The sequence below is a fragment of the Mesorhizobium sp. WSM4847 genome, assembly GCF_055811335.1.
The window spans coordinates 1-12,310 of sequence record NZ_JBVVPY010000051.1 but is presented as its reverse complement, the minus strand read 5'-3'; the positions used below and the strand labels follow the sequence as shown (position 1 = coordinate 12,310).

Annotated in this window: 8 protein-coding genes and 8 pseudogenes; 8 read left to right on the top strand and 8 right to left on the bottom strand. The window is 58.0% G+C overall.

The features are described from left to right. The 3 pseudogenes from AC0L28_RS33900 to AC0L28_RS33890 form a co-directional block, all read left to right on the top strand. Window positions 1-170, top strand: a pseudogene (locus AC0L28_RS33900) (IS21 family transposase); the annotation flags it as partial. Further along, a pseudogene (locus tag AC0L28_RS33895) lies at window positions 160-968 on the top strand (IS110 family RNA-guided transposase); the annotation flags it as partial. The pseudogenes AC0L28_RS33900 and AC0L28_RS33895, both read left to right, overlap by 11 nt. 306 nt (window positions 969-1,274) lie before the next feature. After that, window positions 1,275-1,557: pseudogene (locus AC0L28_RS33890) on the top strand (IS630 family transposase); the annotation flags it as partial. 1 nt (window position 1,558) lies between these two features. Here the strand turns inward: AC0L28_RS33890 and AC0L28_RS33885 are convergent. The 3 genes and pseudogenes from AC0L28_RS33885 to AC0L28_RS33875 all read right to left on the bottom strand — a co-directional run. Beyond that, a pseudogene (locus tag AC0L28_RS33885) lies at window positions 1,559-2,085 on the bottom strand (transposase); the annotation flags it as partial. Between the two features lie 40 nt (window positions 2,086-2,125). Then, window positions 2,126-2,293, bottom strand: a complete 168-nt coding sequence (locus tag AC0L28_RS33880; RefSeq protein ID WP_473482804.1) for a hypothetical protein — start codon at window positions 2,291-2,293, stop codon at window positions 2,126-2,128. Window positions 2,294-2,379: 86 nt separating this feature from the next. Next, window positions 2,380-3,609 carry an ATP-grasp domain-containing protein gene (locus tag AC0L28_RS33875; RefSeq protein WP_473482802.1) on the bottom strand — a complete coding sequence of 410 codons (1,230 nt, stop codon included), beginning with the start codon at window positions 3,607-3,609 and terminating at the stop codon, window positions 2,380-2,382. A 635-nt stretch (window positions 3,610-4,244) separates the two neighbouring features. On the opposite strand from AC0L28_RS33875, the gene AC0L28_RS33870 reads away from it, so the two are divergent. Genes AC0L28_RS33870 through AC0L28_RS33860 form a run of 3 tightly spaced genes read left to right on the top strand, consistent with a single transcriptional unit; the run spans window position 4,245 to window position 7,412 of the window. Then, on the top strand, window positions 4,245-4,475 hold the full coding sequence (locus tag AC0L28_RS33870; protein WP_473482800.1) for a hypothetical protein: 231 nt from the start codon (window positions 4,245-4,247) through the stop codon (window positions 4,473-4,475). A gap of 42 nt (window positions 4,476-4,517) precedes the next feature. After that, window positions 4,518-5,996, top strand: a complete 1,479-nt coding sequence (locus tag AC0L28_RS33865) for an NAD-dependent succinate-semialdehyde dehydrogenase (RefSeq protein WP_473482798.1) — start codon at window positions 4,518-4,520, stop codon at window positions 5,994-5,996. Window positions 5,997-6,008: 12 nt separating this feature from the next. Continuing rightward, complete coding sequence (locus AC0L28_RS33860; RefSeq protein WP_473482796.1) at window positions 6,009-7,412, top strand: aminotransferase; 1,404 nt, start codon at window positions 6,009-6,011, stop codon at window positions 7,410-7,412. 253 nt (window positions 7,413-7,665) lie between these two features. On the opposite strand, the pseudogene AC0L28_RS33855 reads toward AC0L28_RS33860, so the two are convergent. Beyond that, window positions 7,666-7,801 (bottom strand): annotated as a pseudogene (locus tag AC0L28_RS33855) (succinyl-CoA--3-ketoacid-CoA transferase); the annotation flags it as partial. Window positions 7,802-8,399: 598 nt separating this feature from the next. After that, window positions 8,400-9,005, bottom strand: a complete 606-nt coding sequence (locus tag AC0L28_RS33850) for an alpha/beta fold hydrolase (RefSeq protein WP_473482794.1) — start codon at window positions 9,003-9,005, stop codon at window positions 8,400-8,402. A 34-nt stretch (window positions 9,006-9,039) separates the two neighbouring features. On the opposite strand from AC0L28_RS33850, the gene AC0L28_RS33845 reads away from it, so the two are divergent. Next, complete coding sequence (locus AC0L28_RS33845) at window positions 9,040-9,162, top strand: hypothetical protein (protein ID WP_473482792.1); 123 nt, start codon at window positions 9,040-9,042, stop codon at window positions 9,160-9,162. Window positions 9,163-9,835: 673 nt separating this feature from the next. Continuing rightward, window positions 9,836-11,054: pseudogene (locus AC0L28_RS33840) on the top strand (ABC transporter substrate-binding protein); the annotation flags it as partial. A 133-nt stretch (window positions 11,055-11,187) separates the two neighbouring features. Here the strand turns inward: AC0L28_RS33840 and AC0L28_RS33835 are convergent. The 3 genes and pseudogenes from AC0L28_RS33835 to AC0L28_RS33825 form a co-directional block, all read right to left on the bottom strand. After that, a pseudogene (locus AC0L28_RS33835) lies at window positions 11,188-11,337 on the bottom strand (IS481 family transposase); the annotation flags it as partial. An 84-nt stretch (window positions 11,338-11,421) separates the two neighbouring features. Beyond that, the gene (locus AC0L28_RS33830) at window positions 11,422-11,757 is read right to left on the bottom strand and encodes a hypothetical protein (protein ID WP_473482790.1); all 336 of its coding nucleotides are present in this window, start codon (window positions 11,755-11,757) and stop codon (window positions 11,422-11,424) included. A gap of 122 nt (window positions 11,758-11,879) precedes the next feature. Beyond that, window positions 11,880-12,310, bottom strand: a pseudogene (locus AC0L28_RS33825) (hypothetical protein); the annotation flags it as partial.

The window sequence follows — 12,310 nt, the reverse complement described above, 5'->3', positions numbered from 1 at the left end:
TCGTCGCAGCGATGGGCGCCTCGAACTACACCTACGCCGAGGCGTGCCCGAGCGAGAGCCTGTCCGACTGGATCGGCCTTCACATCAACCTGCTCCGGTTTCTAGATGGCGTGCCGAAGTTCGTGGTCTGCGACAATTTCAGGGCCGCCGTCACCAACCCCGACCGCTACCGCGACGTCGCGGCGGCGTCGACGGGCGAAGACAGACAAGATCGATGGGGAAACTCTGGTGCGCGCGCTGCTGGCTTATAAGCGAGGCGAGCGGCGGGTGTGCGCAATGGTTCGGGCACCGACCCCACAAGAGAAGGATCGCCGCCGGATCTGCCGCGAGCGCAAGACGCTGACAGCGGAGCGGGTCTAGCACGTCAATCGGATCAAGGGGCCGCCTTCAGGGCATCTCTGACTATGAGCCTTTATTGCGCAAAAGACGGGTGCGGCTTGAGGAGCTCAAGACCGGTGATGGTCGTCCGCTACCTGAGCATTTGAAGGCACAGATTGGGCGCGAACTTGATCGACTCGAACTCACACTTCAACAGATCAAGTCTGTGGAGGCTGAGCGGGATGCTATGCTCAGCCCGTCGGACGAAGGCTCGCCAGCGCCAGGAGTAATGTTAAAGAATTTGAAGGGGATTGGCCCGGAATTCGCCGGTGTCCTGTGGTCGGAGGGGTTGTTCCGAAACTTTTCCAACCGACGGCAGGTTGCCGCTTATGCCGGATTGGCGCCGACGCCTTGGCGGAGCGGATCCGTCGCGCACGAACAAGGCGTCTCCAAAGCCAGAAGCCCGCGACTGCAAACAAGCATGATTCAGCTCGCCTGGTTGTGGGTAAGGCATCAGCCCCGATCGATGCTGAGTCTGTGGTGAGCGCGTACAGCTCAATGGTGGCCGAGTCCGGAAAGTGCTGATCGCCTTCTGGAAATATGTGACCGCCGGGGTTGTGCTAGAAGGAGCCGAGACAACGGCCGCCTGAAAACAAACGCTTCCCCTTTCAATCTTCCGGGGTCTGATCAGCTCCGGCGGATCCAGGTGAGCGGACCGAAATTTCGCTTGGCTTAAAAAGCCGAAGAAGAGAATGGTCCCGCGCTCCTGAGCCCTTGCCCGACGCAAGCGGGATATTGGTGCGGCCGATGTGGAGCGGCGACCGGATGTGAGTTTGAAGCGGCATCGGAAACGGGCCGGGTCATGCAAACGGGCTCAGATCTTGGATACGAAGCAACGACCCGAGATTTACCATGGCATCCTGAATCGAATATCTTTACCCACAAATCCCCATGTGAGCCAGATCCAGGCGCTCGACCGTACCCAACCAGGCCTGCCCATGAAGAAGGGTAGGCTCGGCACCATGACCCACAACTACAAGTAGAATGGCACGACCACACAGTTTGCTTCTCTCAACGTGCTCGACTGGCGACGGGCGCCGTTATCAGCAAGAACATGCAGCGGCATCGCCATCAGTAATTCATCCGCTTCTCAACGCCATCGACGCCGAGGTGCCGACCGGCAAGGCCGTCCACGTCGTCCTCGACAACTACGCCGCTCACAAGCACCCCAAGGTGCGGAGAAGTCCGCTTCCGCGTTTCGCCCGCCCCCTTCAGCCGGCGGCTCGCCCGAGCCGTCCTTCGGTTTGACGCTCTTCGACGCCCACGCGTCAATTAGTGTGCCATCGACCGAGAAGTGGCCCGTAGACAGAAGCTTCTTCACCTTGGGCTGCGCCAGCACCGCAGCAAGGAACTTCGTCGCGACGTCCCCCTCCAGCAGCCGGTTGGGGGTTTTGGAGAACACCGAATCGTCCCAGCCCGCATCGTCGACTCCGATGCCAACAAACCAGCGGAACAGAAGATCGTATTCCAACCGCTCCATCAAAAGCCACTCCGAGCGGATCGAATAGAACGCCTGCAACAGCATTTCTCCGGCGGGATCGACGGCCGCCCGAGCGGCGAATACAGTATCGCGAAGTCTCGCTCCAACGCCGCCAGCGCCTCGTTCACGATCGCTCGAATACGCCGCAACGGATGATCGCGCCGCACCCGCGCCTCAAGGTCCACATGGCTGAACAACTCGCCAGTCCGATCGTCGCCGCCTCGCATGCCTCGTTCTCCAGATCTCTCCGGAGACACTGAATCACCCTCACAGCCCCGCTGTCAGCCACTTTTTCAACAGCCTGCTAGACGGCCGAAACTGGCGCCGATCGGCCGGGTTGGGTAAGATGCCATTTTGCGCATCCTGGTGACGCTCCAAGAGATCAATGACGGTCATCGAAATAATGGTGAGCAGCTCTATCACGCGGAGGGTCACGCAATTGTACCAGTGTTAGGTGACGGTCGCCTCCTACCCGCTCGCCACCTGCGCCGGTATGTGGAGGTAAGATTCGCAGATTGTTTTTAACCGCCAAGGCTCGGAAATGGTGTGATCGACCAAGTGATCAAGTCGACGGCACGCTGAAGTGCGACCTCGGTCTCAGCGAGGCTAGGTGAAACGGCCATCACATATCCGATACATTCTCGGTGATCGCCTTTCCTGACAATTGGCGTCTTCGGTTCAATAAACAGTTTGACCTCGGCGACGCCTGACACAGCAGCCGCCCGACTCTCGCCATCAATCCGATCGAGTGTGCCATCGCGATCGGCGATCAGTATCCGCGTGGCCGCAGTGTTCGAATGCCTTGTGCGCAAATTCCATTCGTCGCCAATGACGAGCTTGATGTGCTCGGTGATGAGATCGACACCATAAGCCAGCTGAACAAGTTGAGAATCGGCCGCGCCCGCAAGACGCGGATTGACTTCAATGACGACGGGGCCAAGCTTCGTCCACCGGAGTTCAACGTTCGTTGGCCCCCAGCCAAGGCCGAGAGCTCGCAAAGACTTCAGCGAAACATCGGCGATACGCTCATGCTCGTCATCAGTCAGCAGGGCCGGAAAGGTGAACTGACGGTAGACGAAATACGGTGGGGGGCCGAAGTCAGCGGCACAAATCCCAATGACCTCACTTCCCATTATATGAGCGCCATAAAGGGGGCCCTGGGCGAATTCTTCGACAAGTATTCTCGGCGTAGATCGCCATTTATGCTGCCCGCCCAACAGATAAGCCGTATGTTCGGCCAGTTCGTCGACAGTGCGGCACAATCGGACACCCCTGCTGCCCGCGCCCACGGCCGGCTTAAGAACTACCGGTAGGCCGATCTCTACGGCAGAGCTCTCAACCTCCGCCGCATTCTCTGCCACGCGATAAGCAGGCACTGGAACGCCAGCCTCAGCGAGAAGCTGACGTTGAGTGAATTTGTCGCAGCATCGTTCAACCGATGCGGGGTTTGGTCCCGGTAGATCAAAATGGCGGCAAAGCTTGCCAACTGTGGCATAAACGTCCTCCAAGCCACTCGTAATGCCAGCAAGGTCATATGTTGCACATAGCCTGGAACATTCGTGGACCAACGCATCGAGATCGCCCGTATCGACGCGAATTGACTCACGTCCTTCCGCCGCAAGATAGTCGTACCGAGCTGGATCAGCTGTCAGGGTAATTGGATGAAGACCAAGATCCTGGGCCGCTTGGATATATAGCGGACCATTACCCGTTATACTGCCTTCAACCAGGATTAACGCTCTTTTCGCCATTGCCGGTAACCTCCGTGCTGGTGATGTGCGGCGGTCCGAGCATCAGTTTTTAGGCGTGCCCGACCTCAGATTTGAGAGCGAACTTACGCTTTTCAGCGATTTGCGGTCGCAAAGATTCTGCAAATTTTAGTTGAAGGCTTTGTTGCAGTGGCTGACCCTAAAATGCGGGAGGATTGGCTGGCTGCTGGTCGGGCGGCGAAACTGGCGAAATGATCTCTCGCTGAGCATGCGCGGCGTGCGGCGCTGGAGACGCCGCGAGGTGCGCTATGGCGGCTGCGGCGTGATGATGCCGCGCTCGAGCCACCGGTGAGATCGGCGGCGCCTGGGGACTGTCCGCGCGGCGCATTGGCGGCAATGTCGGCCAGCTCGAAGAACTGTCGTCGCGCACGGGCCCAGCACAGATCAGGTGTGATTGGTCCCTGAGCCCGCGACGAATCTGCGGGCGCCGCACCCCGTTAGGGCGCATCAGGGACTACGGCCCAATCTTCCAATCTGGCGAAAGAGATCGTGTCGGCCGGTCCAAGCCAGCTCACGCCTATGTCGCGCTGCCCGGTCAAGTGGAGCCAGACCACATGTTCGTCTGATGTAGGGCAACCCGTTCCATCCGGCTTGAGCCAAGGCATAGGAGACGGCCCTTGGACGAGCATATCACCTCCATAAGTTTGGATGTTCATAATGAGAAATTTCGGCCGCTCTGGGAGCCAGGTGCGGAGCGCTTCCGCAAACCTGCTTCTCTTCATCAATCCGTTGTTCAACCAACGACCATTCGCCATTCGCAAAAGGTGGAAAAATTCGTCTGCATGTCTGTATTCGCAGGAGAACGGCTTAGTAGCCCGCAACTGCGCTGCCAACGGACAATTTTATAGGGCTAATTTCGATGAAATTGAAGGCACGATCCGGAGTTTTAGATGAAAGGTTCTGCAACCGCTGCATTGGAGGGCCTCGAACGCCCTGACCTGCTGCAACGAGGCGCGTATGTGAATGGCGCTTGGCTCTGGAAGACAGCAACCCTCGCGGTGGTCGATCCCGCTACTAGCGAAGAATTGGCTCAGGTGGCAGCCTGCGAAATGTCTGATGTAGATAATGCGGTTCATTTCGCGAGAAGCGCATTCCTGCGGTGGCGCGACTTGCTTCCTTCAGAACGGGGCGCATACCTCCGGAAATGGGCGACAGGATTGCGCGAAAACGCGGAAGATCTGGCCGTCATCATGACCGCCGAGCAAGGCAAACCCATCACGGAGGCTCGCGGCGAAATCTCATACGCCGCGAGCTTTCTTGACTGGTTTGCAGCCGAGGGCGAGCGAGCATACGGCGAAACCATCCCCAGCCATATAGTTGGAAGCCGGCTGGCCGTGCAGATGCAGCCGATCGGAGTGACCATCGCTATCACACCATGGAACTTTCCATCGGCAATGATCACTAGAAAAGCTGGAGCGGCATTGGCCGCTGGCTGCACCATGATTGTAAAGCCCGCTCAAGAAACGCCCTTGTCGGCGCTCGCGCTTGCCCGTCTTGCCGAAGACGCAGGAATCCCTGCCGGCGTGTTTCAGGTAATAACCGGCGAAGCTCCCCCAATTGCCAAGCGGCTATTGGAACATACCGACGTGCGCGCGTTCTCATTTACGGGGTCGACCGAGGTCGGCCGAATCCTGCTTGAGCAGTCCGCAGGGACTGTAAAGAAAGCTTCGCTCGAGCTGGGCGGCAATGCTCCATTCATTCTTTTCGACGACGTGCCGATGGAAGCTGCGGTCGCAGGCTGCATGGCAGCAAAGTTCGCCACATCCGGCCAGGACTGTTTGGCAGCAAACAGGATTTACGTTCAGCGGGGAATCTATGACCGGTTCGTAGAAGAATTCGGCAAGGCCACCAGCAAACTGAAAGTCGGACACGGATTGGAGCTCGACGTAGACATCGGTCCAATGACCAAGGCGTCTGGTGCCGAAAAATGCAGGCGGCAGATCTCCGAGGCTCTTGCAGCAGGGGCTCGAATCATAGTCGGCGCACAGGATACCGCTCTTGGCGGGAACTTCGTGACGCCGACAGTGCTGGCCGATGTGACCGACGACATGCGAGTTGCAAAAGAAGAAACGTTCGGGCCTGTGGCTGCAATTCTGCCCTTCGAAGACGAAGCGGAGGTGCTCGCGCGCGCGAACAACTCGGAGATGGGTCTTGCGGCGTATGTTTACACGCGAGATCTTAACCGCGCGCTGCGGCTCACCGACCGGCTCGAATACGGCATGGTGGCGGTCAACACCCCAAAATTTACGGGAGCGCCCATCCCCTTCGGCGGATGGAAACAGTCCGGACTCGGCCGGGAAGGGTCCAGGCACGGAATCGCAGAGTATCTGGAACCAAAATACACCTGCTTCGGAAATCTTGCAGCGTAAGAGGACGCCCTAGTGACAATCAATATCAAGGAAATTGGCGAAAAGGACAGAAATTCTGTTCTTCATCCTTTCACGCAGCTGAAGGACTTTGCAACCGGCAAGCTAGGCGAGCCGACGATCGTCGAGACAGGAAAAGGCATCCGCATCCAGGACGCCCACGGCAACCAGTTGATCGACGGGTTCGCGGGTCTCTATTGCGTAAATGTTGGATATGGCCGCACCGAAGTCGCCGAAGCGATCTCGCGCCAGGCCTTTCGCCTAGCCTACTATCATTCCTACGCGGCCCACACGACGGACGAACTTGCAATCCTGTCTGATCGCCTTGTGAAAATGGCGCCAGGTAAGATGAGCAAGATTTTTTATGGCATGTCCGGCTCGGACGCCAACGAGACACAGGCCAAGCTCGTCTGGTATTACAACAATCTGCGCGGCAAGCCGAACAAGAAGAAGATCATCTCGCGTGAGCGCGGCTATCACGGGTGCAGCGTCGTTTCAGGCTCAATGACGGGCATGAGCTTCTATCACGATCAGATGGACCTGCCGATCCCGCAGATTGTGCACACAGGAGCCCCGCATCACTATTGGGGCGCAACCCCGGGTGAAACCGAGCGTGAATTCTCCACTCGCCGCGCCGCCGAGCTCGATCACCTGATCGAGCGGCTCGGCCCGGATAACGTTGGCGCTTTCATCGGCGAGCCGGTGCTCGGGACGGGCGGCATCACGCCTCCGCCGGAAGGTTATTGGGAAGCGATCCAGGCGGTCCTCAAAAAGCATGATGTGCTGCTCATAGCCGATGAAGTCATCACCGGTTTCGGCCGAACGGGCTCGATGTTCGGCTCCCAGCACTACAGCATCGAGCCAGACCTCATCACGATCGCGAAAGGTTTGACGTCGGCCTACTTCCCGCTCTCCGCGGCAATCGTCGGTGAAAAAGTCTATGAAGTTCTGGAAGACGGAGCCGACAGGGTTGGCGCATTCTCACATGGCTATACCTACTCTGGTCATCCTATCGGAGCCGCCGCTGCCAACGCGGTTCTCGACATTGTCGAAAAGGAGGACCTTCCCGGCAACGCCAGCGAAGTTGGTGCCTTTTTCCAGGCGCAGCTGCAGGAGAAGTTCACCCAGTTGCCGATCGTCGGTGAAGTGCGCGGCGTCGGTCTTATGGGTGCAATCGAGTTTGTGGCCGATCGCCATAACCGCAAGCGTTTTGATCCAAGGCTCAAGGTTGGGGCGCGAATTTCAAAAGCAGCTCGCGACCGGGGTCTTATCGCTCGCGCCATGCCGCACGGTGACATTCTTGGCTTTGCTCCGCCGCTCGTAGCCACGAAGGCAGAAGTTGAGGAGATCGCCGCAATCGCAGAAACAGCTGTCCGATCGGTGTTGGATGAACTCGTGCGAGATGGCCACATCGTTTGAAATATAGACAACGAATGTCAGTTTTGAGTGAGTGATTTCGCGTTAGACGGTCACCTCAACCTGGATATGTTTCGCCGAGATCGAGGAAGTCGTTCCCGTTGGAGACCTCGATCCCGACCAGATCCACCTCCCTATCATCTACGCACGCCGCCTGATCCAAGGTGTGCACCAGAAGCGCATTGAACAAAACACGCGCGTGGCAGATTGAATGGGGGAAAGTTCCATGGGCTGGGATCGGAGCCAGATGGCGGGCGTCGACCACGCCAAGGTTGTTGATGATCCGATCGACCACGCCTCGCCCACAGGGGCATGGTGCAGGCGTTCAGCACCTTGGACTGCCCAGCTTTATTAGTGTGCTCCATGAACACGACCACGCGATTCACGCCAGCGGCGAAGGCATAGAACCTGCGGCTATGCTGACCGTGATGCGGAAACTCGCCTTCGAGACCGACAAGACAAAGCGCCTTGTCACAGTGCAAGAAGGTTCAAGGGCTAAATAAGCGGCGAGCCACGGGATCACCACTGTCGACCTCCTGAAGATTCGCACGCTCGAAGGTGACTTCTTCCCTTGCTTTTGGCCTCTCCGTCAGCGGCAGGCGCGGCGAGTAGTACCTCGTTGCTTATACGCTGCGGCAGCCGCTATTACCCTTGTACCGCAGACCCGACTCGTTTCTTGTGAAATGGACCCGGAGCTGTTGACGCAATCTCTCCTACCGACTTGTTGGTGAAATCGTGATCCTCTCCAAGATTCGCGATACCTGGGACAAATGAGCGCCATTAGCGGCAGGTGCAGTGTATCGCCGCAGCGAGCAGGAGCGCGATTGCTATGATGTCTGCCAAAAGTAACCTGCACCTCGGCCATGCTAAAACCGTGTCTCTTTAACGTGAGCTGTACATCGCGCCGTCCCAACTACGACCGTAGCTGTGAAGACAAAATGCACGTCCCGGAAACGCTCGCGGACGAGCGGCTTGAAGTCCTCTGCCGTGTTACTTGTGCAATTGCCGAATGAGGCTGTTTACCGCCTCGCTCTGGTCGATGTGGACGGGATGCCCGGCATCGTTCAGGAGGTGGAAATCCGAATTCTTAATCAGTTTTGCGAGCATAAATCCTCGCTCCGGGGGCGCGGTGGGGTCGTTCTTGGACCAGATAATCGATGTCCTGGCGCGAACCCGATCAAGGTAGGGGAAGATATATTTGTGCTGCAACACCACATAGAAACGCAATTCGGTCTCTTCTTTGGGCAGGTTTTGCCAAGTCTCCCACTGTCCGCGCGCAGCCGCGCGCCGATAGGCTTCTCGCTTGGCGTCTTCCAATTCCTGCCCCCAGGCGCGAGTGGCCTGCCGCTCCGCGGCGATTTGGTCCTGTTCGCTCGGCATCGGACCCGAAAAATCGTAGGTTTCCCGGCCTGCTTGCATCCAGGCTTCGTCACGGTCGTCTCCAAACCCCGGTGATACCGAGCTGGAAGTCAGCAGAATGAGCTTAGAAACAAGATCAGGACGCACGATCGCGACGCGCGCGGCGACAAAAGATCCTTCCGAATTGCCGACGAGCGTGATCTGCTTCAATCCCAGCGCGTCGAAAGCGTATCGCATGATCCACACGCCCGAGCGGGTTTAGAAATGGGTGATGATCGTCCGTCTCACCGAAAAGGGGTTGGTTAAGCGCGATCACCCGGTATTGATCGGAAAGCCCGTTCAGCTGGTGCACAAACGAAGCCTTTCCATCGACGCCGAAGCCGGCACCGTGTAGGAATAGGATTGGTTCACCCGCTCCGTTCTCGTAATACGAGGTGGCGACACCATCAACTGCTATGTTGTGTTCAGTGATCATTTTCTTCCCCCAATACTGGCTTCCCTTAGACTGGAGACGCATGAACCACGCTCAGTGCTTGCTTTTAGCCAATATAGTAGTTGTCGAGGCGGCTTTGCGCGATTCACCCGTAACCATCGCAGAAAAACTGCGTTCTCTTTCGAGGTATGCACAAAAGGGAGAATTCTCGGATTTACTGTGATTAACAGGATCGGCCAGAAACGCTGGCACCTTCGCCCCCGTATTCGATGGCGCTGGAATGATCGGACCCGCAGTCATGGCCATAGCAAAGAAGCGTGCGGCAGAGGATGCGGGGGGCTTCATATGCCGATCACATCGATCCCGACCCAAAGCAACAGGAGCAATGGCGCGCGAATTGCCGGCTATCGTCCGCAGGAATAGTTCAGCGCATTGGACCTAGTCCCGCTCCCGGGAGCTTTGGTTCAGCTCTTCGCAGCGTCATAGGGATCGACCTGCGAGACCAGTCCCACCGAGCCTGAACGGGCACTCTCAACCCACCATTGTCGCCTTTGTACCTAGAGAGGGAACGCCGCTTTCCTGCGTTCATTGAGGATAATTTCGCGCGAAGCAGCCAATCCACCATGGTATTCGCATCCAGTTCCACAACGGTAAAGAAGTTACACCGCAGGATGTCGTCGCGACGCTGCAGCGGCATTCGGACGAGAGGTCGAAGTCGGGCGCTCTCGGTGTGCTGAAGGGCCTCGACACGATCAAAGCGGACGGAACCAACGTTGTTATCACCCTCAAGGATCCGAATGCCGACTTTCCCTACGCGATGTCCGACTACCACCTGATCATCCAGCCCAATGGAGGCAAGGACAAGCCAGATGCCGGCATCGGCGCGGGCCCCTACAAAGTCTCCGTGAACGAGCCGGGCGTGCGGCACGGCGGCGAAAGGTTCAAGGACTACTGGGGGACAAGCTCGGCCATGCCGATCAGATCGAGATCATCGCCATCAATGACACGACGGCGCGCATTTCAGCTTTACAAGCCGGCCAGGTCCACATGATCGACAGCGTAGAACCGAAGGTGGTCCATCTAGTGAAGCGTATCCCCGGCGTCACCATACAAAACGTTTCGGGGGGTAGCTTCTGTTGTTTCAACACGTTGTGCGATACCGCGCCCTTCGACAACAGCGACCTCAGAACGGCGTTGAAGCTCTCAATAGACCGCAAGGAGATGTTGGACAAAATACTGCGCGGCTACGGCTCCATCGGCAATGACTTCCCTGTCAACAAACCTTACGCGTTATTTTCTGAAGACATCGAGCAGCGCACCTTCGATCCGGAACAAGCGGCTTTCCACTACAAGAAATCTGGACACAGCGGCCCGATTCTTCTTCGGACCGCCAACGCCGGGTTCGCTGGTGCAGTCGACGCTGCCCAGCTTTACCAGCAGAGCTGCGCCAAGGCTGGCATCAACCTTCAGGTAAAGCGCGAGCCGGAGGACGGCTATGCGGCGTAGGTCTGGTTAAAGCAGCCCTTCTCGGCCTCGGTCTGGAACCGTCGTCCGACGCAGGACCAAATTTACTCAACCGCTTACCTGTCGACGGCGCCTTGGAACGACACGCACTTCTTCAATAAAAAGTTCGACAAACTTCTCTTTGAGGCGCGCGCCGAACGCGACCAGGACAAGCGTAAGAGCCTCTATCGCGAGATGGCCATCATTGTCCGCGACGAGGCGGCGTGATCGCACCCATGTTCTATGACTACATCGATGCGACAGCTATGGGTGTGCGCGGCTGGGTGAAGCATTCTGCGCGTGGTCTGAGCAATGCCAGTGCATTGGTGGAATGCTGGCTCGAAGCCTGAACGGCGTGCCTTGAGGGCTCACCCGTTCTACCTGGCTGCCCTGTTCCGCAACGGGGCGCCCGTTTTTTTCCGGCTGCGTGCTTGAGGTTAGCCTAGCCGGGGCGGGCGCGGCCTAAATGTCTAGTTCCGGTATTTAGTGGATTGGACCGAGCCGGAACTTTTCGGGCTCGATCGTCCATTGTTTGCAGATGAACTCGTACGGCGTGAGGCGATTGAGGGTCTTCAGCCTGCACCCGGGGGTCGCGTCCTGGACCGTGCGATTCATCCGCTCGACCTGTCCGTTGGCCTAGACTAAGACTGGCGGGCTTGGGCTTTGTGAGGCGGTGTCGATCCCCAATTTGGCGCAGGCGCTTTCGAAGGCATGCGCTCAGACGGTCACGCTTTGGCCAGCGCCTTCAGGCAGCGGCCGCCCCCCTCCGGCGCCCGGCCTGGTGAAGTACGTGCCGTTGTCGGTCAGCACTGGTGATTTGGAGCGGACCGCTTCGACGAAATGGCGCAGGAAATCGCCGGCGTGGGCCGGTTGGCTTCCCGGTGAAGCGCAACGAAGGCGAACGCTGGTCCAATCGATCAGGGAAAGTCCTTCCGGGCCGCTCCCGTTACAGGCATGCATACGGTCGCGCCCCATCAGACCTTCGCGCTCGTCGATCGGGGACGGATATCCTTGGTCGCGGGCGGCGCGCCGCTGCCCGTCGGCATCCGCCAATAACCCGTTCCCTACAAGAGATGCGCTCCCCAAGAGCTACTCGTTTAAGCTCAACCGGCGAGAGCGCGCCTGACTGGAACCGCGGGATCCATCATCAGTCGCGCGCATACCCGTCAAATTTGCTAGCGCTCCAGTTCATCTCGAATGGCGCGGAAAGCCACGAATGAATCAAAAGGAAGGGATTTAGCGGGCTGGCATACTTGGTCCGGCCACTGTGCCCGTTGCAGCGGTGATTGCTCAGGCCGGTGTGAGAGCTTCACCGCCGCGAAGTCCGCCTGGGGATCAATATAGATCAGTTGGCCAGCATGCCCCCACGCGATATACGAGCCCCTCTTTTGGTCATCGATCCAAAAAGTATTGTGATAAGCACCGTTTGGCAACTCTGGAGTCGCATTCCCGAACAACTTGAACAGCATAGGGTCGGGACGTCGTGTAGCCTCGATCCATTCAGATGGGACGATCTGCCTGCCATTTAATCTGCCGCCGCGCAGATGAAGCAGCGCGAAGCGCGCAAAATCACGAAGTGTGGCTTGAAATCCGCCGGACGACAGCG

Excerpts from the sequence above, each read along its gene's own strand:
- AC0L28_RS33845 (WP_473482792.1), top strand. The coding sequence starts at position 9,040 with ATGATCGTCCGTCTCACCGAAAAGGGGTTGGTTAAGCGCGATCACCCG.
- AC0L28_RS33865 (WP_473482798.1), top strand. The coding sequence starts at position 4,518 with ATGAAAGGTTCTGCAACCGCTGCATTGGAGGGCCTCGAACGCCCTGAC.
- AC0L28_RS33875 (WP_473482802.1), bottom strand. The coding sequence starts at position 3,609 with ATGGCGAAAAGAGCGTTAATCCTGGTTGAAGGCAGTATAACGGGTAAT.
- AC0L28_RS33850 (WP_473482794.1), bottom strand. The coding sequence starts at position 9,005 with ATGCGATACGCTTTCGACGCGCTGGGATTGAAGCAGATCACGCTCGTC.